The organism is Variovorax sp. LjRoot175 (assembly GCF_964253805.1).
Classification (GTDB): domain Bacteria; phylum Pseudomonadota; class Gammaproteobacteria; order Burkholderiales; family Burkholderiaceae_C; genus Variovorax.
This window is the reverse complement of record NZ_CAXURY020000001.1, coordinates 1,997,924-2,018,792: the sequence shown is the minus strand read 5'-3', so window position 1 is coordinate 2,018,792 and position 20,869 is coordinate 1,997,924. Positions and strand designations below refer to the sequence as shown.

The window sequence follows — 20,869 nt, the reverse complement described above, 5'->3', positions numbered from 1 at the left end:
GGGGTTCCGGCATCGAGCTGGCTTTACTTGCGTCGAGAAATGGCAATGTGCCTGCTGCCGCTCGGCATCTCACGAGTACCGCCTGATGCGAAATAGGTTGGAGCCATTTCCGACGGCCTACCAAGCATTTCTCTTGTACGTGGCGCTGGTGCTTTGCGAGGTCGTTGTCTCATCTGCGCTTCGCGACGCCAATGGAATGCTTGGGCTATCGCTGGAGCAGCACCAGGCCTTGACGGTGCTCCTTGGCAACGGGTGTGTCTTTGCCCTCGTGATGCACTTCCGGAACATCACCTATCGCAGCTTGTTTCACGACTCTCCGTCGTCGGCGAAGGCGACGCTGGCGCTGATAGTCCCGCCGGTGCTGCTGCTCGTGCCCGCGCTGCTGCTGTTCATGGGATACGTGCAGGAACTCCTGGTTCGCATTGCGCCGCTTTCTGCTTGGGAAGAGCAGTTCTTTCAACGCGTTGGCACCAACGACATCGCCACGGTGCTGGCGGTTTGCGTGCTTGCGCCGGTGCTTGAAGAGATGCTTTTTCGGGGAATCGTGCTGAGAGGCTTTCTCGAACGGTACTCGCGCTCAACGGCAATCTTCGGATCGGCCGTGCTCTTCGGGGCCGTTCATCTGAACATGTACCAGTTCCTGGTCGGTCTCGTCGCTGGAACAATTCTGGGCTGGCTCTATGAGCGGACCCGGTCTCTCATCCCGTGCATCGCGCTTCATGGCGCGTACAACAGTGGAACCATCGTGCTGACTGGCTTGGCGCAAAGCACGAACGGCGAGCTGTCCATTGAAGCTGTTCTTTCGATGTGGACCGCGTCTCTGGCGGCCGCCGCTTGTGGTGCTATTGCGTTGCGGCGCATGCTCACGAATCGCAGTGGCCAGCAATTGCCCGAGCAGCGCAGCCCTTAGGCGCAAGCCCTGCACGCGTCAGACCTGGCCCGTCAGGCCAACTGTTGACCCGACCCCAGGGGCACCCTTTAGAAAGGGAAGATCGATCGAAAGGAACGTTTCATGCGATCTCCCGCCCAGTATCTGAGTCCGTCCGAAGCCGCGAGGCGGCTCGGCGTTTCGGCCAAGGCTCTACGGCTCTATGAGCAGCGCGGCCTGGTGGACCCTGGCCGAACCACGGCGGGATGGCGCGCCTATGGTCAAGGGGAGATGACTCGCGCTGCCGAAATCGTCGCTCTTCGCGCGCTCGGCTTCAGTCTTGCCCAAGTGGGACGGGTGCTGGAAGGCAATTCCCAAGGCCTGGAGCAAACATTGGCCGCTCACCAAACAGCGCTGGAAGTGCAACTTCGTCAACTTGCACACACTGTCGAGAAGGTCCGTGGCTTGCGAAGCAACGTTGCGCAAGGTCAGACTCCGACCATTGGCGAACTGGCGGGCTTGCTGGCGCCCGTCTCGGAGGTCCGCGTCGCATTCGACCTGCCATGGCCTTGGGGTGGGGAGCGATTCGAACTTCGCGAAATCCGGCCTCTGAACTACATCATCGGTCCGCTCGGCAGCGGCAAGACCCGACTGGCGCAATGCCTCGCCAAAGCGCTGCCCAACGCCGCCTTGCTTGGCCTGGAGAGACTTGCAGATGGCGGTGCAGCAGCAAAATCACGGCTGAACGGCGCGCCCCATTTGAGGTCTCGGCTCGATCAGGCCCTGGCCTGGCTTGCAGAGGATGGCGCTACGCCGTCGGATGCCTTGGTTGCATTGCTCGCTGGGCTAGAAGCAGACGGGCCGGACGCCCTGATCGTGGACATGATCGAACAAGGGTTAGACCAAGCCACCCAAGAGGCTCTGATTGCCCGGCTGCGCCGCCGTGGATCCGGCGCGCGGCCGATCTTCATGCTCACTCGCTCCTGCGCAATCCTCGACTTGTCTGCTGTCGGTCCGGACGAAGCAATCATCCTCTGCCCCGCGAACCACAGTCCACCGACTCAGGTCGCCCCATATCCCGGCGCTCCAGGCTATGAGGCTGTCGCCACCTGTCTGGCTTCGCCTGAAGTACGGGCCAGAACAGCAGGGCTTATCGCGTGGCGACAACCGACCCGCAATCGCTGAACCTGGGCATCTTCTTTCCGACGCCGCTATTTCGCTTTCGCCTCTTCGCGGCGCCGCGCGGTCACGGATCGACCCCCATGACCCCAGTTGTCGGTGTCGATTTCGTCGATCACGACGAAGGTCAGTTCCGGCGGCTTCTTCAGCACCTGCTCCAGCAGGTCGGTCACACCGGCGATGAGCTGCTCCTTGTGCTCTGCGGTCACGCCTTCGCGAGTCACTTGAATGTTGACGTAGGGCATGGCTGGCCTCCCCTCACCACTTGCCTGTGCTCATGCCGCCATCCACCGGCAGGACGACGCCCGTGGTGAAGGATGCATCGCTCAGGTACAGGACCGCGTCCACGATGTCCGCCGGCGCGCCGATCCGGCCTGCCGGCTGCAGCGTGTTCAGGAAGGCGTGCATGTCCGGCGTGTAGAGCGGCGTGTCGATGATCCCGGGTGCGACGGCATTTACCTGGATGTTGTGCGGCGCGAGTTCGAGCGCCAGCGCCCGGGTCGCGTCGTTGAGACCGCCCTTGACCAGGACCGGCAGCAGCGCGGGCACGCTGGCATTCGGCTGCAAGGCGAGGCTGGCCGTGATGTTGACGATATGGCCCTGCTTGCGCGGCGTCATGTGGCGCACCGCTTCCTGCGAGACGTAGAAGAAGCCCTTGAGGTTGGTGCCGACCAGCGCATCGACATCCGCGGCCGTGTACTCGGCGAAGGCTTTCGGGGTGAAGATGCCCGCGTTGTTGACCAGCACGTCGACATGGCCGAAACGTGCGACCGCTTCGGCAAAGATCCGCTTGGCAGTCGCCGGATCGGCGACGTCCCCGGCAACCGCGAGGAACTGGTCTGGAAAGTCCTGCGCGAGATCAGCGGCCTGCAGGCGCTCGAGCGTGCGCGCGTTCCCGACGACGTTGTCGCCGCGGCGCAGGAAGGCTCGCGCGATGGCAAGGCCGATGCCGCTGGAGGCACCTGTGACGATCACGGTTTGAGGCGAGCGTTGGGTCATTTCGTTTCTCCTGGTAAGGGCGTCCACTGCTTGAGGCGGCACCTGGGTTTGAAAACATGGGTCAATGGTATTGATGCACCTGGGGTGAATAAAGACATAGACTGTCACTTCATTAGTTACTCGATGGAACAAGCATGAGCCGCCAATTCGACGATCTGATGCTCGGCAGCCTGGAACTGTTCTGTCTCGCCGCCGAGTTGGAAAGCTTCACCGCCGCGGCCCTGGCCGCCGGCCTCGGCCCCGCCGCCGTGAGCCGCTCGATTGCACGGCTCGAGGCACGCCTGGGTGTTCGCCTGTTCGTGCGCACCACCCGCCAGATTCATCTGACCGACGGGGGCCGCGCCTACTACGAACAGTGCCGCCAGGCGCTGAGCCTGATGCGCGATGCCGAGAGCCAGCTCACCGGCGAGCAGCAGGCCCCGGCTGGCGTGCTGCGTCTCAGCATCGCCTCACCTTATGGCCACTACCGCGTGCTGCCGTTGCTGCCGCGCTTTAGCGAGCGCTTTCCAAAGGTGCGGATCGAGCTTCACCTGAGCAACCGCAATATCGACTTCACCGGCGAAGGCTTCGACCTCGCGATTCGGGGACGCGCGCCGCCGGACTCCGGCCTCATCGCGCGCAAGCTCGAAGACGCCGAGTTGGTGCTGGTGGCCGCGCCCTCCTACCTGGCTCGCGCGGGCAGGCCGGATTCGCTCGAGGCGCTGGCGGCGCACGAGTGCATCCAGTTCGTGCTGCCCAGCACCGGACAACCGGTGCCCTGGCTCTTCAGGCGCGACGGACAGGACATCGAACTCGAGACGCCGCCCAGCTACCGCTGCGCCGACGACTACATGGGCATGGTGACCTTGGCGCGCCATGGCGCCGGGCTCTTGCAGACCTACCGCTACATCGTGCAGGAGGACCTGCGCCGTGGCGGCCTCCAGGAGCTGCTGCCCGAAGCCGGAGGCCGCTCTCGCCCCTTCTCGCTGATCTATCCCGATCGCCGTCACACGCCGCTGCGGGTCCGGGCCTTCATCGACTTTCTGATCGCTGAATTGCGACTCCCTACGCCCTGAACACCGAGAAGTCCTTCCGTATCTCCGTCAGCAGCCATCGCCGGCGTCTACCAGTTCTCGCGCCTCAAGCGCATGTGTCTTTCGCGCTGTGGAACGCCGCTGGGCTTCTTGCTCGGAGAATGGCGCCCTGGCGTGTATGGTGCTTTCGTCATGGGGGCGCGGCACGGGCTGTTCTGCGTGGGCTGTTGTTGGGCGCTGATGGCCTTGCTGTTCGTCGGCGGGGTCATGAACCTCGCCTGGGTCGCCGCGCTTTCGATCGCCGTCGCGCTCGAGAAATTGCTGCCTCGCGGGGACCGTCTGGCTGCAGCGCTCGGCATGGTGCTGATCGCCCTGGGTGGCATCAAACTGATGGCAGGCTCTGGCTAGGAAATCGCCGGCGCCTGCCTCAGCCGCGCGCAGACGCGAGCGTCCAGACGGCATCGGCAAAGGCCTGCGGCGCCTCCTGCGGCACGTTGTGGCCCGCGTTCACGATCCGGTGCGATCGCGGGCCCGTGAACTTCGAGGCATAGGCCTTGCCGTCGGTGGCCGGCACGACGCCGTCGGAGTCGCCGTCCATGGTGATGGTGGGAACGCTGATCGAAGGCAGCGCGGCAAGCCGCTTCTCCAGCTCGGCGTACTGCGGAAAGCCGTCCGCGAGGCTCAGGCGCCAGCGGTAGTTGTGGATCACGATCTGCACGTAGTCCGGGTTGTCGAAGGACGCGGCCGTGCGTTCGAAGGTGGCGTCGTCGTACTTCCACTTCGGCGAGTTCGTCGTCCACAGGATGCGTGCGATGTCGCGCCGGTTCGCCTCGAGGCCCGCACGGCCGCGCTCGGTGGCGAAGTAGTACTGGTACCACCAGCCGTGCTCCGCCTTTGCCGGCAGGGGCAGCTTGTTGCCCGGAAGGTTGGTCATGATGTAGCCGTTGACCGAAAGAAGCCCGAGGCAGCGCTCCGGCCAGAGCGCCGAGATGATGCAGGCCGTGCGCGCGCCCCAGTCGTAGCCGACCATCACGGCACGGTCGATCTTCAAGGCATCCAGCAATGCGATCTGGTCCAGTGCCACGGCGGCCTGCTGGGCGGAGCGCGGGTTCGCGCTGTCGAGGAAGCGGGTGCTGCCGTGTCCGCGCAGGTGCGGCACGATCACGCGGCATCCGCGCGCGGCCAGCAGGGGCGCAACATCGACATAGCTGTGGATGTCATAGGGATAGCCGTGCAGCAGCAGCACCGGGATGCCGTCGGCAGGCCCGGTTTCGTAGTAGCCGACATCCAGCTCGCCGGCCCGGATCTGCCTGATCGGTTCGAGCTTCGGCAGCTTGATCGCTGCGTTGGCGACACCCATGAATGCCAGTTCTGCAACTGCGACGCTCGCGACGGCACTCCCCAGAAAAATGCGGCGTTGACGATTGATTGCTTCGGGCATGTGCGTTCCTTTGAATGCAGTGATTGGCGATGGCTCCATTGGATTCGCGACATGTATGCGTGATGTGTCACGCCGAGTGCGATCTTGTATGTGCGCGTACCTCGGCGCCTGTAGATACACAGGCATACAAGAGTCGATGCAAACAGCGCAGACTCGGCCTTGAACACCCGACTGCGAAACGTAATGTGTGGATTTCTCGCGCTGATACAGAGGCATACGCGATGTGCGCCGACGAGGACGAACGTGACCAAAAATCCGTTCGCTTCCAAGCAAGCCTCATCACTCACCCGAAGGAAATCACCATGAAGAAGTTCTCCCGCATCGCCATCGCCGCCTCGTTCGCCGTGCTTGCCGTCACGCAGGCCTATGCCGAGGAATACCACGGCGTCCTGCAGTTCCAGTCGACGCAGAGCCGCAACGAGGTCCGCGCACAGGCGGTGGCAGCGGCGCACGCCGCGAACCCGTATTCGGATGCAGCTTCTTCCGTCGTGGCTGCCGCGCCGACAGCGCCGCGCGACCGCGCCGCGGTGCTGGCCGAAGCGCGCGCACGCGCACACGCACCCAACCAGAACCTGCGCGTCGACGCCTTCGCGGGCAGCCGCGTGCCCGCCTACTACGACATCGACAGGGCTTCCTCGACGCGCCAGACGCGGGTCGAAGGCGGCACCACGCTGCGCTGAATCCGAAATCGAAAGTCATCGCCATGAACATCCGATCCATCGCACTTCCGCTCGCCGTGGCCGCCGCCGTCTCGGTGGCCGCGCTCACCTTCGCTGCGCCTCTGATCGGCGGCGACACCGCTGCCGGCGGGACCCGGTCGGCACCGGAGTTCCAGAAGATCGACACCTGGCTCAACTCCCAGCCGCTGAAGATGGAAGAGTTGCGCGGCAAGGTGGTCCTCATCGACTTCTGGACCTACACCTGCATCAACTGCCTGAACCACCTGCCCTACGTCAAGGAGTGGCACGAGAAGTACAAGGACCAGGGCCTGGTCGTGGTGGGCGTGCACACGCCGGAGTTCGCGTTCGAGAAGTCGACCAAGAACGTCCAGGACGCCATCAAGAAACTGCAGATCAAGCACGCGGTCGCGCAGGACAACAGCTACGCGACCTGGAAGGCCTTCAACAACCAGTACTGGCCTGCCGTCTACCTGATCGACAAAGAGGGAAAGATCGTCTACTCGCACTTCGGCGAGGGACGCTACGGCGAAACCGAGAAGAAGATCCAGGCGCTCCTTGCAGAGCAGCGGCCCGCGGGCTCCTGAGATGAAGATCTGGCTTGCCCTGCTCTTCCTGGCGGGCGGCATCTCGCACGAGATCCGCAATCCGACGAGTTGCCATTGCATCACGGCCCGTCAACGCACGGGGCCGGAAAGGCGAGCCCGCACCTGGCCGCCTCAGTCGAGCGCTTCCACCGCCGATGCGAACACGTAGCCTTCGCTGCGCACGGTCTTGATGTAGCGCGGCTCGCGCGCGTCGTCGCGCAGCCGCTGGCGCAGCCGGCTCACGAGCAGGTCGATCGAGCGCTCGAAGAGGTCCGCCTCCCGGCCTTGCGTCAGGCTCAGCAGCTGGTCGCGGCTCAGCACCTTCTGAGGGTGATCGAGAAAGATGCGCAGCAGCCGGTACTCGGCGCCGCTCAGCGCGACCATCGTGCCGCTCGCATCGAGCAGGTGCCGCGCGGTGGTGTCCACCTGCCATTCACCGAAGGCCAGCTTCTGGGCCGCCTCCGTCGAGCGCATGTTGGGAGGCAGCATCCGGGTGCGGCGCATCACGGCGCGAATGCGCGCGAGCAGTTCCCGGGCGGAGAAGGGCTTGGCCAGGTAATCGTCGGCGCCCATCTCGAGGCCGAGGATCCGGTCGGCCTCTTCGCTGCGCGCCGTCAGCATCAGGATGGGGATTGCCTTGTACTTGCCCGTGCGCAGGTCGCGGCACAGCGTCAGCCCGTCCTCGCCCGGCAACATCAGATCGAGAATGATCAGGTCGAAGGGGCCCGATTCCTCCAGCGCGGCGCGCATGTGCCGGCCAGTGGGCACGGCGACCACCCGCAGGCCATTCTTGACCAGGTAGGTGGTGAGCAGTTCGCGGATCTCGCGGTCGTCGTCGACGATGAGGATGTGGTCGGAAGTCTTGGGAGTCATGGCAGTGTGGCTTCGAACGCAGGTGTTGCAAGCGCAATGTAGTCCGCGCCCGCGCCGAGGTCGACGATTGTGAAATTTACTGTTGAGAAAGACGGTCCGGATACACAGGAATACGAAGCTCGCTTCCTTCCGGAGGATCCGCACCAACAATCGTGCCGTCAGTTCTTCAACCAACCAAGGAATCCACCATGACACGCATCGAGAAAGTCATCTACACCGGCAAGACCCGCACCTCTTCGGGCGGTCGCAACGGCGAATCCCGCAGTTCCGATGGCCGCCTGGACATCAAGCTCTCGTCTCCCGGCACCGCGGGCAGCGGCACCAATCCCGAGCAACTGTTCGCCGCCGGCTGGTCGGCCTGTTTCATCGGCGCGATCGGGATCGCTGCGGCCGGGATGAAGGTCAAGCTCCCGGCCGACCTCGCCGTCGACGCCGAAGTCGACCTGGGCACCACGGACGGCGCCTACTTCCTACAGGCCCGACTCAACGTCAGCATGCCCGGTGTGGAGCGCGAAGTCGCCCAGGCCCTCGTCGATGCCGCACACCAGACCTGCCCGTATTCCAAAGCCACGCGGGGCAACATCGGCGTCGAGATCAACCTGGTCTGAGCGGCGGGGTCTATAACCCATCCATGCCCACCATGCGCCGGCTGATCCCCCGCTCGCTGTTCTCCCGCGTAACGCTGATCATCGTCGTGGGCCTCGCGATCGCGCAGTTGCTGACCTTCGCAGCGATCCGCTACGAGCGCAGCATGGCGCTGCGCGAGCTGATGATGAGCGGCATCGAGCGCGACATCGCGAGTTCGATCGCCATCCTGGATCGCCTGCCCGCCGCGGAGCGCGCGAGCTGGCTGGGCCGGCTGGAGCGGCGCAACTACCGTTTCATGCTGGACGGCAGCGTCACGGGCCCCGCGCCCGCGACGCCGCTGGTGCAGGAGTTCGCCGCCGCCATCGTCAACGCGCTGCATCCGTTCGAGGTCGTGAAGGTGGCACAGGTCGCCGAACCGACCGAAGGCCTTCGGATCCAGGTGAAGCTGGCGGACGGCAGCCCGGTGATCGTCGATGCAAGACGGGTAGGCATGCCGGTGTCGAACTGGGTCATGTGGCTGCTGGCGATCCAGCTCGTGGTGCTGGCCGTCTGCGCCTGGTTCGCGGTGCGGCTGGTCACACGGCCGCTGGCGCGGCTCGCCGCGGCGGCGGACGAACTCGGGCCCGACCTGAAGGCCCGGACGCTCGGCGAAGAAGGCCCCACCGAAGTGGCGCACGCGGCACGCGCCTTCAATGCGATGCAGCGGCGCATCGCCGGCTACATGGCCGAGCGCGTGGAGATCCTGGCGGCGATCTCGCACGATCTGCAGACGCCGATCACCCGGATGCGGCTGCGCACCGAGTTGATGGACAACGAGAAGGACCAGCTCAAATTCCGGCAGGACCTCGATGCCATGAACGCGCTGGTGAGAGAAGGCGTCACCTATGCGCGCACGCTGCATGGCGCGACGGAACCCCCCTTGCGCATCGATGCCGATGCGCTGCTCGAAAGCATGGTCGCCGACTACGAGGATTCGGGCCAGGCCGTGCAGCTGGAGGGACGCATCGACGCGCCGATCGTGACGCGCCCCAATGCCCTGCGCCGGATCCTCGTGAACCTGATCGACAACGCATTGAAGTTCGGCAGCGACGTGCGCGTGCGGGTGCATGCCGAGGCGGACCGGCTGGTCGTCGCGGTGCTCGACAACGGACCGGGCATCCCGCCCGACGAGCTGGAGGCCGTGCTCAAGCCCTTCTACCGGGTCGAAAGCTCGCGCAACCGAAGCACCGGCGGCACGGGCCTGGGACTCGCCATCGCGCACCAGCTCGCGATGGCGATGGGCGCGGACCTCAGCCTGCACAACCGCAGCGAAGGCGGGCTCGAAGCCCGCGTGACCCTGTTCAAACCCGGCGCGGCCTGACCGCAGCACCTCATCGAGAAACATCATGTTCGTTCTGATCGTGGCCTACCTGGGCGGCGTGCTCACCATCCTGAGCCCGTGCATCCTGCCGGTGCTCCCTTTCGTGTTCGCGCGCGCCGACCGGCCGTTCCGATCGCACGGCCTGCCCCTTCTCTTCGGCATGGCGCTGGCCTTTGCCGCCATCGCCACGCTGGCCGCGGTGGGCGGCGGCTGGGTGGTCGAGCTCAACGAGTACGGGCGCTACGCCGCGATCGCGCTGCTTGCGGTGTTCGGCGTCACGCTGCTGTTCCCGACCGTGGCCGACCGTCTGAGCAGGCCGCTCGTCGCGCTCGGCATCCGGCTGTCCGACTCCCAGGCGGATGGGACTTCCGCGCGGCCTTCCGTTTTTTCGCCGCTCCTGCTGGGCGTGGGCACGGGCCTGCTCTGGGCGCCCTGCGCGGGTCCGATCCTCGGCTTGATCCTGACCGGCGCAGCACTCAATGGCGCCAGCGTCGGCACCTCGCTGTTGCTCTTGGCCTATGCGGCCGGCGCGTGCACCTCGCTGGCGGCAGCGCTGCTGTTCGGCGGGCGCGTGTTCGCGGCCTTGAAGGGATCGCTCCACACGGGCGAGTGGATCCGGCGTGGCGCCGGTGCGGCAGTTCTGGTGGGTGTCACCGCCATCGCACTGGGCCTGGACACTGGCTTGCTCACCCGGCTCTCGGTCGGCACCACGTCGGCACTGGAGCAGGCGCTCGTCGAGAAGATCGAGCGCCAGAAGCCGCAGCCCGCCGATACGAGCCTCCGTCCCGAGGAGACCGGGCTGATCCCGACGGCAGCCGCCCGCGAACCGGCACCCGCGCGAACGCTCGGAATCGAGGGCGTCTTTCCTTCACTGGCTGGCGCGACCGAGTGGATCAACTCCGCCCCGCTGACGACCGAAGACCTGCGCGGCAAGGTGGTGCTGGTCGACTTCTGGACCTACTCGTGCATCAACTGCCTGCGCACCCTGCCCTACCTTCGCGCATGGTCGGAGAAGTACAAGGATGCGGGCCTGGTGGTCATCGGCGTGCATGCGCCCGAGTTCGCGTTCGAGAAGCGCCCGGGCAACGTGCGCCGGGCGGCGAAGGACCTTCGCATCGACTTTCCGGTCGCCATCGACAACCACTTCGCCATCTGGCGCGGCTTCGACAACCAGGCCTGGCCCGCCTTTTATTTCATCGATGCAGAGGGGCGCATCCGCCATCACCAGTTCGGAGAGAACCGGTACGAGAAATTGGAACGAATCATCCAGCAACTGCTGGCCGAGGCTGGGCGAAGCCATGTTCCGGCCGGGCTGGTCGCGCCGCAGGGCGAAGGCGTCCAGGCCGCGCCGGGCGCTTCACCCGCGTTGTCCGGAGAAACCTATCTGGGCTACGAACGCACGCACGGCTTCGCTTCGCCGGGAGGCATCGCGAATGATCGCGCGAACGCCTACCAGGCTGCCGCTTCGCTGCGAACGAACCATTGGGCGCTCGCCGGCGACTGGACGGTGGAACGCGAGCGCGTAGTCGCGAACCGCGCCAACGGCCGCATCGCCTTGCGCTTCCATGCGCGCGACCTGCACCTGGTGCTCGGTCCCTCGGCCGACGGCAAACCGGTGCGCTTCAAGGTGCTGGTGGACGGCAAGCCGCCGCTCACGGACCACGGCTTCGACATCGACGCCCAGGGCAACGGAACGATCGACGGGCAGCGGCTCTACCAGCTCGTCCGCCAGGCGTCGCCCGGCAACGACCGTCTGTTTGAGATCGAATTCCTCGACGCCGGCGCGCAGGCCTACGCGTTCACCTTCGGTTGAGCGCACAGGGCTTGTAGACTCGTCGGCGTGACCCATGCCTCCACTCCCGACAGCCTCTGGCTCGGCAGCGCGATCCGCCGCATCGAGGCCGACTACCAGCGCAGCGCCGACACGCACCTGATCCCCCTGCCGCTGCCGGCCTTCGCCGCGCACGGCATCGACCTCTACCTCAAGGACGAATCGACGCACCCGACCGGCAGCCTCAAGCACCGGCTGGCGCGTTCGCTCTTCCTTTACGCGCTGTGCAACGGTTGGATCGGCGAGCGCACCACGGTCGTCGAGGCCTCGAGCGGGTCGACCGCGGTGAGCGAGGCCTACTTCGCACGACTGCTGGGTCTGCCCTTCATCGCCGTGATGCCGAAGAGCACCTCGCCCGAGAAGATCGCACAGATCGCCTTCTACGGCGGCCAGTGCCATTTCGTCGACCACGCGGCCGAGGTCTACGACGAAGCCCGAACGCTTGCCGAGCGCGCGGGCGGCCACTACATGGACCAGTTCACCTACGCCGAACGCGCGACGGACTGGCGCGGCAACAACAACATCGCCGAGAGCATGTTCCAGCAGATGGCGCACGAGCGGCACCCGGTGCCGGCCTGGATCGTGGTCGGCGCCGGCACCGGCGGCACCAGCGCGACCATCGGGCGCTATGTGCGCTACCGCTGCCACGACACGCAGGTCTGCGTGGCCGATCCCGAGGGCTCGGTGTTCGCGGCCTACCACCGCACCGGCGACGCGACGCTGACGGCGCCGGGCTCGCGCATCGAGGGCATCGGACGGCCGCGCGTGGAAGCCAGCTTCATCCCTTCGCTGGTGGACCGCATGATCGAGGTGCCGAACACCGACTCGATCGCCGCGATGCGCGCGCTCTCGGCGCTGTTGGGCCGCAAGGTCGGCCCGTCGACCGGCACCAACTTCATCGGCATGCTGGCGCTGGCCGGCGAGATGCGCGCGGCGAGGCGGCAAGGCTCGATCCTGTCGCTCTTGTGCGATGCGGGCGAGCGCTACCTGCCGAGCTACCACGATGCGGCGTGGGTGGCGAATGCCTTCGGCGATTGCAGCGCGGCGCAGCAGCGCGTCAACGCACTGCTGGCGAGTTGAGCATGCTGTCGCGCCGTACAGTGCTTCTGTCGGCACTCGCGGCGCCGGCGGCATGGGCGCTGCCGCCGCGCATGCTGCAGTTTCCACGCGACTTCGGCAGCCATTCGGATCTGCGCACCGAGTGGTGGTACATCACCGGCCATGCGCAGGCCGGGGCACGCGACTTCGGCTTCCAGCTCACCTTCTTCCGCTCGCGGGTCGTTGCGACGCAGGCGATGCGCTCGGACTTCGCGGCGCGTCAGCTGATCTTTGCGCATGCGGCACTCACCGATCTTGAAGGCCGCAAGCTCTGGCACGACGAGCGCATCGCGCGTGCGGGCTTCGGCGTGGCGTCGGCCGCCGAAGAGGGCACCGACGTCCGGCTGCGCAACTGGACGCTGAAGCGCGATGCCGAGGGCTACACGGCCAAGTTGCCGGCCGAGGGCTTCGGGCTCGACCTGCGTTTTTCAGCCACCCAGCCGGTGCTGCTGCAAGGCAAGGACGGCCTCTCGCGCAAGGGCCCCGATGCCGAGCAGGCCAGCTACTACTACAGCGAACCGCAGCTCGCGACGCAGGGCCGCCTCACCTTGCAAGGCCGCGGCTTCGACGTACAGGGCAAGGCATGGCTCGATCACGAGTGGAGCGAAGCCTACCTGCATCCCGATGCGGCCGGCTGGGACTGGATCGGCATGAACCTCGACGACGGCGGCGCACTGATGGCCTTTCGCATACGCCGGCGCGACGGCACAGCCCTGTGGTTCGGCGGGTCGCTGCGCAGCGCCGACGGAACGCTGCGCGTGTTCGGCCACGACGAACTGCGCTTCGACGCCGAAAGCACCTGGACCAGCCCGCGCACGCGCGCGGCCTACCCGACCCGATGGCGCATCCAGACGCCGGCCGGCGTCTTCAGGGTGCAGGCACTGCTCGACGATCAGGAGCTCGACAGCCGGGGTTCGACCGGCGCCGTCTACTGGGAAGGCCTGAGCGATCTGCAGGACGACGGCGGGCGGCGCGTCGGCCGCGGCTATCTGGAGATGACCGGCTACGCGCAGGCCCTTCGCATGTGAGGCATGTGAGGCATGTGAGGCATGTGAGGCGCCTCAACCGCCGCGCGCACCCTGCGTGTTGACGTAGAGCGCATAGAGCGACTGGCTCGCCGCCATGAAGAGCCGGTTGCGCGCGATGCCGCCGAAGCACAGGTTGGCGCAGCGCTCGGGCAATGCGATGCGGCCGATCGGCGTGGCGTCGGGCGCGAACACCATCACGCCGTCGCGGCCCTCGCCGGTGCCCCAGCCGGCCCACAGGTTGCCGTCGACGTCGCAGCGGAAGCCATCGGGCGAGCCCTCCATCTCGGTCTGCAGGAACACGCGGTCGTTCTGGAGCCGGCGGCCGTCATCGCTCAAGTCGAACACGCGGATGCGGCGCGGCAAGGTGCCCGACTCCACCACATAGAGCCGGCGCTCGTCGGGCGAGAAGCACAGGCCGTTGGGCCGGTTGACGTCGCCGCAAACTACCGTGGCCTCGCCGGTGCGGCCGTCGACGCGGTAGACGTTGGTGGGCAGCTCGGCCTCGGCCGCATGGCCTTCGTAGTGGCCGAGGATGCCGAAGGGCGGATCGGTGAACCAGATCGAATCGTCCGACTTGACGACGATGTCGTTGGGCGAATTGAGCCGCTTGCCCTCGAAGCGGTCGACGATCACGGTGATGCTGCCGTCGTACTCGGTGCGCGTCACGCGCCGCGTGCCGTGCTCGCAGCTGACGAGTCGCCCCTGGCGATCGCGCGTGTGGCCGTTGGCGAAGTTCGAGGGCTTGCGGAACGCGCTGACCGCACCGGTCTCCTCGTCCCAGCGCATCACGTGGTTGTTGGGAATGTCGCTCCACAGCAGGTAGCGGCCGTCGCCGAACCACACCGGTCCTTCGGCCCAGCGGAAGCCGGTCGCCAGCCGCTCGACGGCGGCGCTGGTGATGCGGTACTTCGCGAAGCGCGGGTCGAGGATTTCGATGGCGGGGTCGGGGTAACGTTCAGCGGGCTGCCACATGGCTAGGCGCGCGGCCCGCGCTGCCGCTCGACGAAGGCGATGATCTCGCCCATGATGCCGCGCCGGAAGGCCAGCACGCAGATCACGAAGATCAGGCCGGTGACCATGGTGACCGACTCGCCGAGGGTGTTGAACCAGTCGATGGTGGTGATGCGCGCGAGCAGGTTGCCGAACTCGCCGATCTTGTTCTCGAGCAGCACCACCACGGCCGAGCCGACCAGCGGGCCGGAGAGCGTGCCCAGGCCGCCCACCAGCGTCATCAGGATGACTTGACCCGACGCGGTCCAGTGCACGTCGGACAAGGTGGCGAAGCCCAGCACCAGGGTCTTGAGCGAACCGGCCAGGCCCGAGAGCGCCGCCGAGATCACGAAGGCCAGCAGCTTGAAGCGGCTTACGTCGTAGCCCAGTGAGAGCGCGCGTGCCTCGTTTTCCTTGATGCCCTTCAGCACCTGACCGAAGGGCGAATGGATGGTGCGCACGATCAGCAGGAAGGCGGCGACCACGATCGCCAGGGCCACGTAGTACATGGTGAGGTCGTTCTGCAGATCGAGCAGGCCGAAGAGCCGGCCGCGCGGCACGCCCTGCAGGCCGTCCTCGCCGCCGGTGAACTTGGCCTGCAGCGCGACGAAGAACATCATCTGCGCCAGCGCCAGCGTGATCATCGCGAAGTAGATTCCTTGACGGCGGATCGCCAGCACGCCGAACAGCCAGCCCAGCAAGGCGCCAGTGAGCGTGCCGGCGATGAGGCCCAGTTCGGGCGTCAGGCCCCAGACCTTCATCACCTGCCCCGCCACGTAGGCCGAGCCGCCGAGGAAGGCCGCGTGGCCGAAAGACAGGAGCCCGGTGTAGCCGAGCAGCAGATTGAAAGCCGAGGCGAACAGTGCGAAGCACATGAGCTTCATCACGAACACCGGGTAGGCGCCGGCGAAGGGCGCCACGATCAGCGCGACGAGCAGCAGCAGGTAGATGACGAGGGATAGCTTTTTCATGCGGCTCGCGTCTTATTTTTCTTTTCCGAACAGGCCGGCCGGCCGGATGAGCAGCACGATGACCATGATCACGAACACGACGGTGGAGGATGCCTCGGGATAGAAGACCTTGGTCAGGCCCTCGATCACGCCGAGGCCGAGCCCGGTCAAGATGGCTCCCATGATCGAGCCCATGCCGCCGATCACGACCACCGCGAACACCACGATGATGAGGTTCTGCCCCATCAGCGGCGAGACCTGGATCACCGGCGCCGCCAGCACGCCCGCGAAGGCCGCGAGCGCGACGCCAAAGCCATAGGTCAGCGTGATCATCAGCGGCACGTTGACGCCGAAGGCCTCGACCAGGCGCGGGTTCTCGGTGCCTGCGCGCAGGTAGGCGCCCAGCCGCGTCTTCTCGATCACGAACCAGGTCGCGAAGCAGACCACGAGCGAGGCCGCCACCACCCAGGCACGGTAGTTGGGCAGCACCATGAAGCCGAGATCGGTGGCGCTCGACAGCGCATCGGGCGCGTCGTAGCCCAGGCCCGAGACGCCGTAGACCGAGCGGAACACGCCTTCGATCAGCAGCGTGAGGCCGAGCGTGAGCAGGAGACCGTAGAGATGATCGAGCTTGTAGATCCAGCGCAGCAGCAGCCGCTCGATCAGCACGCCGAACAGGCCGACGATGATCGGCGCCGCGACTAGCATCACCCAGTAGTTGACGTTGAAGTAGTTCATCGCCATCCAGGTCAGCACGGCGCCCAGCATGAACAGCGCGCCGTGCGCGAAGTTGATCACATTGAGCAGGCCGAAGATCACTGCGAGCCCAAGGCTCAGGATCGCGTAGAACGATCCGTTGACCAACCCGAGAAGGAGCTGGCTCAGCAGGGCAGGCAGTGAAATTTGCATACGGGAAGGCGATGAACGAGATCAGTGAGTCAGCTTATTTCCAGAGGGAGCACTTGCTCTCGGCTTTTGTCGTGAAGACCTGGTCGCCCGGCATCGTCTTGACCACCTTCAAGTAGTCCCAGGGCTTCTTCGACTCGGCCGGCGACTTGACCGCCACCAGGTACATGTCGTGCACCATGCGGCCATCGGCGCGGATGGTGCCCTTGGCATAGAAGTCGTTGATGGGCAGCTTCTTGAGCTGTTCCATCACCTTGTCGGCATCCGTCGACTTGGCTGCCTCGACCGCCTTGAGGTAGGTCGTGGTAGCCGAGTAGTCGGCCGCCTGGATGTCGGTGGGCATGCGCTTGGTCTTTTCGAAGTAGCGGGCCGCGAACTTGCGCGTGTCGTCGTTCAGGTCCCAATACCAGCTGGTCGTGTGGAGCAGGCCTTCCGTGTTCTTCACGCCAAGGCTGTGTATGTCAGTCAGGAACACCAGCAGGCCCGCCGTCTTCATGGTCTTGCCGATGCCGAATTCCTTGGCGGCCTTGATCGAGTTGATGGTGTCGCCGCCGGCGTTGGCCAGACCCAGGATCTGCGCCTTGGAGTTTTGCGCCTGCAGCAGGAAGGACGAGAAGTCCGAGGCGTTGGTTGGATGGCGCACCGCGCCGACCACCGTGCCGCCCTTTTCCTTCACCACCTTGGCGGTGTCGGCTTCGAGCGCATGGCCGAAGGCGTAGTCGGCGGTCAGGAAGAACCAAGTCTTGCCGCCGGTATCGACCACCGCGCCGCCAGTGCCCCTGGCCAGCGCCACGGTGTCGTAGGCGTAGTGCACGGTGTACGGGGTGCACTGCTCGTTGGTGAGCGCCGAGCTGGCCGCGCCATTGGTGAAGAACACGCGCTTCTTCTCCTGCGCCACCTTGGCTATCGCAAGCATCGCGCCGGAATTGGTGCCGCCGAAGATCATGCTGGCGCCGGCCGTGTCGATCCACTCGCGCGCCTTGGAGGCGGCGATGTCAGCCTTGTTCTGATGGTCGGCCGAGAGCAGTTCGATCGGCTTCCCGAGCGCCTTGCCGCCGAAGTCGTCGATTGCCATCTGGATCGCCGTGGCGCCCCCCTTGCCTTCCAGATCGGCGTACAGGCTCGACATGTCGGTCACGAACCCGATCGTGACCTTGTCCTGCGCCTGTGCGCCGGAAGCAAGGGCCAGTGCGCCGATGGCCAGCGCGAGTGCGGTGAGTTGCGTTTTCATGTTGACTCCTTCAGAAAAATGATCAGACGCCGAGCAGTTCATGGAGCACCGGCATCTTGGCTTCGAGTTCGGCTGCGCCGAACTTCTCGACGATGCGACCGTGCTCCATCACGTAGAAACGGTCGGCCAGCGGCGCCGCGAAGCGGAAGTTCTGCTCCACCATGACCACGGTGTAGCCCTTGCCGCGCAGCATATGGATCATGCGGGCCAGCGCCTGCACGATCACGGGCGCCAGGCCTTCGGATATCTCGTCGAGCAGAAGCAGCTTGGCGCCGGTACGCAGGATACGCGCGACCGCCAGCATCTGCTGCTCGCCGCCCGACAGGCGCGTGCCCTGGCTGTTGCGGCGCTCGGCCAGGTTGGGGAACATCGCGTAGATCTCGTCCACCGACATGCCCTGTCCTGCGCCCTTCAGCACGGGCGGCAGCAGCAGGTTTTCCTCGGCCGACAGGCTTGCGAAGATGCCGCGCTCTTCCGGGCAGTAGCCGATGCCGTGGTGCGCGATGCGGTGCGTGGGCATGCCGATGGTTTCAACGCCGTCGACCTTGATGCTGCCCTTGCGCGCGCCGGTGAGGCCCAGAACGGCCCGCATCGTGGTGGTGCGCCCCGCACCGTTGCGGCCCAGGAGCGTGACCACCTCGCCGGGCTGCACCACCATGTCGACGCCATGCAGCACATGCGACTCGCCGTACCAGGCGTGGAGGTCCTTGATTTCGAGTGCAGGAACGGCCATTCAATGCGCTCCTTGCAATTGGCCGTCGGTGGTGCCCATATAGGCTTCCATCACCTGCGGATTCTTCGAGACTTCGGCATACGGCCCCTCGGCCAGCACGGCGCCGCGCTGCAGCACCGTGATGGTGTCGGCGATGGTCGAGACCACGCTCATGTTGTGCTCCACCATCAGGATGGTGCGGCCGGCCGACACGCGCTTGATGAGTTCGGCCACGCGGTGCACATCTTCGTGGCCCATGCCCTGCGTGGGCTCGTCGAGCAGCATCAGCTCGGGCTCCATCGCAAGCGTGGTCGCGATCTCGAGCGCGCGCTTGCGGCCGTAGGGCAGGTTCACGGTCTGCTCGTCGGCGAGTTCTTCCAGCCCCACCTCGGCCAAGAGCGTGCGGGCGCGCTCATCGAGGGGCTTCAGCGATTTCTCGCTCTTCCAGAAGTGGTAGGAAGTGCCGAGCGCGCGCTGCAGGCCCAGGCGCACGTTCTCGAGCAGGGTCAGGTGCGGGAACACCGCCGAGATCTGGAACGAGCGGATGATGCCGCGCCGCGCAATCTGCGCCGGGCGCTCGTTCGTGATGTCCATCCCGTTGAACAGGATGGTTCCCGAAGTGGGCTCGAGGAACTTGGTCAGCAGGTTGAAGCAGGTCGTCTTGCCGGCGCCGTTGGGGCCGATCAAGGCATGGATCGATCCGCGTACGACCGAGAGATCGACCTTGCTGACCGCGGTGAAGCCCTTGAATTCCTTGGTGAGCTGGCGTGTTTCGAGAATGATGTCGCTCATCTCGCGCGGTCGCCCGTGTGCTGGCAGGAAAGATCAGTCATGCGGTCCATCTGAGCGCACCACCATGGTTGCGCGGACCGCATTGTTTGCAGCGGTAACCAAACTTGCCTACTGGGGCAAATGCCTATGCTGCACTGCAACCAGCGTCAGCTGGTTGGAAGAGAGCGTCAGTGGGCGCCGGCGGCTGCATCGGAGGCACCCGCAGCGCGCGTCGGCTTCGCCAGCCAGACGAAGGGAATCAGCAGCAGGAACAGCACGGCCGATGCATAGAACACATCATTCGCGGCCAGCATGAAGGACTGCTGGTCCACGATGCGGTTGAGCTGCGCCAGCACCTGGTCGGCGCTGAAGCCGCTGCTGCCGAGCCCGGCCATCGCGCTGCTCGCGGCCGCATTGCCCTGGTTGACCGACTCGACCAGCTGCGCGTGATGCAGCGCGGCGCGGTTCTCCCACACCGTGGTGGCGATGGAGGTTCCCATGGCGCCCGCGGTGATGCGCGCGAAGTTCGACAGCCCCGAAGCCGCCGCGATGCGATCGGGCGCGAGGCCCGACAGCGTGATCGTCACCAGCGGAATGAAGAAGAAGGCCATCGCCACGCCCTGGATCACGGTCGGGATCATGATGGTCCAGAAGTCGGCCTGGGTGTTGAAGTTGGAGCGCATCCACAGCACCAGCGCGAACACCAGGAAGGAGAAGGTGGCGTAGCGGCGCGGATCGATCTTGCTGACCGTGAGGCCGACGATCGGCGAGAACACGATCGCGAGCAGGCCCACCGGCGCCATGATCATGCCGGCCTGCGTCGCCGTGTAGCCCATGTACTGCTGCAGCCACAACGGCAGGATCACGACGTTGCCGAAGAACAGGCCGTAGGCCACCGCCGTCGCCAGCGCGCCCGACCAGAAGTTGCGGCGCTTGAAGAGCGAGAGGTCGACCACCGGGTGCTTGTCGGTCAGCTCCCAGACCAGGAAGAAGGCGAAGCCGACCACCGCCACCACCGCCATCGTCACGATCTCGGCCGAATGGAACCAGTCCAGTTCCTTGCCCTTGTCGAGCATCAGCTGCAGCGAACCCACCCACAGCACGAGGAGCGCCAGGCCGATGGCGTCGATCGGCACCTTGCGCGTAGTGCTCTCGCGCTTGCGGTAGATGCCCCAGGTGATGCCGGCGGCAAGCAGGCCCACCGGGATGTTGATGTAGAAGATCCAGGGCCAGGAGATGTTGTCGGTGATCCAGCCGCCGAGCAGCGGCCCCATCACGGGCGCGACCAGCGTGGTCATCGACCACATCGCCATCGCGAGGCCGGCCTTGGCCTTCGGGTAGCTCGACAGCAGCAGCGTCTGCGACAGCGGGATCATCGGCCCGGCGACGAAGCCCTGCAGCGCGCGGAACGCGATCAGCGTCGTCATGTTGGGCGCCAACCCGCAGAGCCAGGAGCTGATGATGAACAGCAGCACGCTGGCCATGAACAGGCGCACCTGGCCGAAGCGCTGCGTGAGCCAGCCGGTGAGCGGCACCGCGATGGCGTTGGCCACCGCGAAGCTGGTGATGACCCAGGTGCCCTGCGTCGAACTGACGCCGAGGTCGCCGGAGATGGCCGGCAGCGAGACGTTGGCGATCGAGGTGTCGAGCACGTTCATGAAGGTCGCGGCCGAGAGCGCGATCGTGCCCCACAGCCGGGCGGAGCCCTCGAGCGGCGGCAGGGGTGCGGGAAGAGCCGAAGCGGTCGCCATCGTGGGCAAGCCGTCG

The 20,869-nt window shown here is 65.8% G+C and carries 21 protein-coding genes and 1 pseudogene; 11 read left to right on the top strand and 11 right to left on the bottom strand.

Annotated elements, in window-relative coordinates; genetic code table 11:
- The first annotated feature begins 139 nt into the window (after positions 1–139).
- Together ACSQ89_RS10210 and ACSQ89_RS10205 are read left to right on the top strand one after the other, a co-directional pair.
- Positions 140–910 carry a CPBP family intramembrane glutamic endopeptidase gene (locus tag ACSQ89_RS10210; RefSeq protein ID WP_436290824.1) on the top strand — a complete coding sequence of 257 codons (771 nt, stop codon included), beginning with the start codon at positions 140–142 and terminating at the stop codon, positions 908–910.
- A gap of 102 nt (positions 911–1,012) precedes the next feature.
- Positions 1,013–2,053, top strand: a complete 1,041-nt coding sequence (locus ACSQ89_RS10205; protein ID WP_436290611.1) for a MerR family transcriptional regulator — start codon at positions 1,013–1,015, stop codon at positions 2,051–2,053.
- Positions 2,054–2,079: 26 nt separating this feature from the next.
- Here ACSQ89_RS10205 and ACSQ89_RS10200 read toward each other — a convergent pair whose 3' ends face one another.
- Both ACSQ89_RS10200 and ACSQ89_RS10195 read right to left on the bottom strand, forming a co-directional pair.
- Positions 2,080–2,292 carry a tautomerase family protein gene (locus ACSQ89_RS10200; RefSeq protein ID WP_093102484.1) on the bottom strand — a complete coding sequence of 71 codons (213 nt, stop codon included), beginning with the start codon at positions 2,290–2,292 and terminating at the stop codon, positions 2,080–2,082.
- A 13-nt stretch (positions 2,293–2,305) separates the two neighbouring features.
- Positions 2,306–3,046 (bottom strand): SDR family NAD(P)-dependent oxidoreductase, encoded by a 741-nt coding sequence (locus tag ACSQ89_RS10195; RefSeq protein WP_093102482.1) that lies wholly within the window; start codon positions 3,044–3,046, stop codon positions 2,306–2,308.
- A 134-nt stretch (positions 3,047–3,180) separates the two neighbouring features.
- Between ACSQ89_RS10195 and ACSQ89_RS10190 the strand changes: the two genes are divergently transcribed.
- Both ACSQ89_RS10190 and ACSQ89_RS10185 read left to right on the top strand, forming a co-directional pair.
- Positions 3,181–4,101, top strand: coding sequence for a LysR family transcriptional regulator (locus ACSQ89_RS10190; RefSeq protein WP_093102480.1), 921 nt, complete (start codon positions 3,181–3,183; stop codon positions 4,099–4,101).
- Between the two features lie 33 nt (positions 4,102–4,134).
- Positions 4,135–4,467: pseudogene (locus ACSQ89_RS10185) on the top strand (DUF2182 domain-containing protein); the annotation flags it as partial.
- A 19-nt stretch (positions 4,468–4,486) separates the two neighbouring features.
- Here ACSQ89_RS10185 and ACSQ89_RS10180 read toward each other — a convergent pair.
- Positions 4,487–5,500: an alpha/beta fold hydrolase gene (locus tag ACSQ89_RS10180; protein ID WP_436290612.1), complete on the bottom strand. Its 1,014-nt coding sequence runs from the start codon at positions 5,498–5,500 to the stop codon at positions 4,487–4,489.
- Positions 5,501–5,802: 302 nt separating this feature from the next.
- Here ACSQ89_RS10180 and ACSQ89_RS10175 point away from each other — a divergent pair, with 302 nt between their 5' ends.
- Positions 5,803–6,180: a hypothetical protein gene (locus ACSQ89_RS10175; RefSeq protein WP_436290613.1), complete on the top strand. Its 378-nt coding sequence runs from the start codon at positions 5,803–5,805 to the stop codon at positions 6,178–6,180.
- A gap of 23 nt (positions 6,181–6,203) precedes the next feature.
- Positions 6,204–6,764, top strand: coding sequence for a thioredoxin family protein (locus tag ACSQ89_RS10170; RefSeq protein WP_436290614.1), 561 nt, complete (start codon positions 6,204–6,206; stop codon positions 6,762–6,764).
- A 132-nt stretch (positions 6,765–6,896) separates the two neighbouring features.
- Here the strand turns inward: ACSQ89_RS10170 and ACSQ89_RS10165 are convergent, their stop codons facing one another.
- On the bottom strand, positions 6,897–7,637 hold the full coding sequence (locus ACSQ89_RS10165) for a response regulator (protein ID WP_093102472.1): 741 nt from the start codon (positions 7,635–7,637) through the stop codon (positions 6,897–6,899).
- 188 nt (positions 7,638–7,825) lie between these two features.
- Here ACSQ89_RS10165 and ACSQ89_RS10160 point away from each other — a divergent pair, with 188 nt between their 5' ends.
- The 5 genes from ACSQ89_RS10160 to ACSQ89_RS10140 are packed head-to-tail and all read left to right on the top strand — an operon-like array spanning position 7,826 to position 13,542.
- The gene (locus ACSQ89_RS10160) at positions 7,826–8,245 is read left to right on the top strand and encodes an organic hydroperoxide resistance protein (RefSeq protein ID WP_436290615.1); all 420 of its coding nucleotides are present in this window, start codon (positions 7,826–7,828) and stop codon (positions 8,243–8,245) included.
- A 23-nt stretch (positions 8,246–8,268) separates the two neighbouring features.
- Positions 8,269–9,585 carry a sensor histidine kinase gene (locus ACSQ89_RS10155; RefSeq protein ID WP_436290616.1) on the top strand — a complete coding sequence of 439 codons (1,317 nt, stop codon included), beginning with the start codon at positions 8,269–8,271 and terminating at the stop codon, positions 9,583–9,585.
- A 25-nt stretch (positions 9,586–9,610) separates the two neighbouring features.
- Positions 9,611–11,398 (top strand): cytochrome c biogenesis protein DipZ, encoded by a 1,788-nt coding sequence (locus tag ACSQ89_RS10150; RefSeq protein ID WP_436290617.1) that lies wholly within the window; start codon positions 9,611–9,613, stop codon positions 11,396–11,398.
- Between the two features lie 27 nt (positions 11,399–11,425).
- Positions 11,426–12,496: a PLP-dependent cysteine synthase family protein gene (locus ACSQ89_RS10145; RefSeq protein ID WP_436290618.1), complete on the top strand. Its 1,071-nt coding sequence runs from the start codon at positions 11,426–11,428 to the stop codon at positions 12,494–12,496.
- A 2-nt stretch (positions 12,497–12,498) separates the two neighbouring features.
- Positions 12,499–13,542, top strand: a complete 1,044-nt coding sequence (locus tag ACSQ89_RS10140) for a lipocalin-like domain-containing protein (protein ID WP_093102464.1) — start codon at positions 12,499–12,501, stop codon at positions 13,540–13,542.
- 33 nt (positions 13,543–13,575) lie between these two features.
- Here ACSQ89_RS10140 and ACSQ89_RS10135 read toward each other — a convergent pair whose 3' ends face one another.
- The 7 genes from ACSQ89_RS10135 to ACSQ89_RS10105 form a co-directional block, all read right to left on the bottom strand.
- Positions 13,576–14,514 (bottom strand): SMP-30/gluconolactonase/LRE family protein, encoded by a 939-nt coding sequence (locus tag ACSQ89_RS10135; protein WP_436290619.1) that lies wholly within the window; start codon positions 14,512–14,514, stop codon positions 13,576–13,578.
- A 2-nt stretch (positions 14,515–14,516) separates the two neighbouring features.
- Positions 14,517–15,503, bottom strand: coding sequence for a branched-chain amino acid ABC transporter permease (locus tag ACSQ89_RS10130; protein WP_093102461.1), 987 nt, complete (start codon positions 15,501–15,503; stop codon positions 14,517–14,519).
- Positions 15,504–15,515: 12 nt separating this feature from the next.
- Entirely contained in the window at positions 15,516–16,391 is an 876-nt protein-coding gene (locus ACSQ89_RS10125; protein ID WP_093102459.1) for a branched-chain amino acid ABC transporter permease, read from the bottom strand.
- Positions 16,392–16,425: 34 nt separating this feature from the next.
- A complete protein-coding gene (locus ACSQ89_RS10120) occupies positions 16,426–17,619 on the bottom strand; it encodes an ABC transporter substrate-binding protein (protein WP_093102457.1) in 1,194 nt (397 codons plus the stop codon).
- Positions 17,620–17,641: 22 nt separating this feature from the next.
- Positions 17,642–18,352, bottom strand: a complete 711-nt coding sequence (locus ACSQ89_RS10115) for an ABC transporter ATP-binding protein (protein WP_093102456.1) — start codon at positions 18,350–18,352, stop codon at positions 17,642–17,644.
- The gene (locus ACSQ89_RS10110; protein WP_436290620.1) at positions 18,353–19,123 is read right to left on the bottom strand and encodes an ABC transporter ATP-binding protein; all 771 of its coding nucleotides are present in this window, start codon (positions 19,121–19,123) and stop codon (positions 18,353–18,355) included.
- Positions 19,124–19,290: 167 nt separating this feature from the next.
- Complete coding sequence (locus ACSQ89_RS10105; RefSeq protein ID WP_093102453.1) at positions 19,291–20,853, bottom strand: DHA2 family efflux MFS transporter permease subunit; 1,563 nt, start codon at positions 20,851–20,853, stop codon at positions 19,291–19,293.
- Positions 20,854–20,869: the final 16 nt, after the last annotated feature.

Bases quoted from the DNA above. Each gene is read 5' to 3' on its own strand.
- ACSQ89_RS10195 (WP_093102482.1), bottom strand. From the start codon at position 3,046: ATGACCCAACGCTCGCCTCAAACCGTGATCGTCACAGGTGCCTCCAGC.
- ACSQ89_RS10155 (WP_436290616.1), top strand. From the start codon at position 8,269: ATGCCCACCATGCGCCGGCTGATCCCCCGCTCGCTGTTCTCCCGCGTA.
- ACSQ89_RS10110 (WP_436290620.1), bottom strand. From the start codon at position 19,123: ATGAGCGACATCATTCTCGAAACACGCCAGCTCACCAAGGAATTCAAG.
- ACSQ89_RS10125 (WP_093102459.1), bottom strand. From the start codon at position 16,391: ATGCAAATTTCACTGCCTGCCCTGCTGAGCCAGCTCCTTCTCGGGTTG.
- ACSQ89_RS10200 (WP_093102484.1), bottom strand. From the start codon at position 2,292: ATGCCCTACGTCAACATTCAAGTGACTCGCGAAGGCGTGACCGCAGAG.
- ACSQ89_RS10205 (WP_436290611.1), top strand. From the start codon at position 1,013: ATGCGATCTCCCGCCCAGTATCTGAGTCCGTCCGAAGCCGCGAGGCGG.
- ACSQ89_RS10115 (WP_093102456.1), bottom strand. From the start codon at position 18,352: ATGGCCGTTCCTGCACTCGAAATCAAGGACCTCCACGCCTGGTACGGC.
- ACSQ89_RS10120 (WP_093102457.1), bottom strand. From the start codon at position 17,619: ATGAAAACGCAACTCACCGCACTCGCGCTGGCCATCGGCGCACTGGCC.
- ACSQ89_RS10150 (WP_436290617.1), top strand. From the start codon at position 9,611: ATGTTCGTTCTGATCGTGGCCTACCTGGGCGGCGTGCTCACCATCCTG.
- ACSQ89_RS10130 (WP_093102461.1), bottom strand. From the start codon at position 15,503: ATGAAAAAGCTATCCCTCGTCATCTACCTGCTGCTGCTCGTCGCGCTG.
- ACSQ89_RS10140 (WP_093102464.1), top strand. From the start codon at position 12,499: ATGCTGTCGCGCCGTACAGTGCTTCTGTCGGCACTCGCGGCGCCGGCG.
- ACSQ89_RS10170 (WP_436290614.1), top strand. From the start codon at position 6,204: ATGAACATCCGATCCATCGCACTTCCGCTCGCCGTGGCCGCCGCCGTC.
- ACSQ89_RS10165 (WP_093102472.1), bottom strand. From the start codon at position 7,637: ATGACTCCCAAGACTTCCGACCACATCCTCATCGTCGACGACGACCGC.
- ACSQ89_RS10135 (WP_436290619.1), bottom strand. From the start codon at position 14,514: ATGTGGCAGCCCGCTGAACGTTACCCCGACCCCGCCATCGAAATCCTC.
- ACSQ89_RS10105 (WP_093102453.1), bottom strand. From the start codon at position 20,853: ATGGCGACCGCTTCGGCTCTTCCCGCACCCCTGCCGCCGCTCGAGGGC.
- ACSQ89_RS10180 (WP_436290612.1), bottom strand. From the start codon at position 5,500: ATGCCCGAAGCAATCAATCGTCAACGCCGCATTTTTCTGGGGAGTGCC.
- ACSQ89_RS10175 (WP_436290613.1), top strand. From the start codon at position 5,803: ATGAAGAAGTTCTCCCGCATCGCCATCGCCGCCTCGTTCGCCGTGCTT.
- ACSQ89_RS10160 (WP_436290615.1), top strand. From the start codon at position 7,826: ATGACACGCATCGAGAAAGTCATCTACACCGGCAAGACCCGCACCTCT.
- ACSQ89_RS10190 (WP_093102480.1), top strand. From the start codon at position 3,181: ATGAGCCGCCAATTCGACGATCTGATGCTCGGCAGCCTGGAACTGTTC.